This is a genomic window from Patiriisocius sp. 208BN25-11 (assembly GCF_058147145.1).
On record NZ_JBYVJY010000121.1, the window covers coordinates 1 to 240 of the forward strand.

The following is a 240-nucleotide window of genomic DNA, read 5'->3' on the forward strand; positions in this document are numbered from 1 at the left end:
TAGAAAGACATAAAGCATTATGTTTTCTTTAGGTAAGAAGGCCAAGGTAATGAGATACGGGCGCAAAAACATAAGTGGTAGTGCAAGGGCAAGGTATTTTATTCCTTTTTTTAAAAGATTAACATCTGTGTGCTCTTTGCTCATGAGGATAGTTTTTAAGAGCGTTTCTTACACTTTTGTGCTCTTCTAATAGTGCTGTTGCTTTTTCTGCAGAAATGTGAAGGCGTTCCATTAACATAT

1 protein-coding gene is annotated in these 240 nt (G+C 35.8%); it reads right to left on the bottom strand.

Annotation, left to right across the window (positions count from 1 at the left end; genetic code table 11):
• A partial coding sequence (locus tag ACY2RS_RS15825) for a DUF6095 family protein (protein ID WP_490099615.1) occupies nt 1-144 on the bottom strand: 144 nt, incomplete at its 3' end.
• Nucleotides 145-240: the final 96 nt, after the last annotated feature.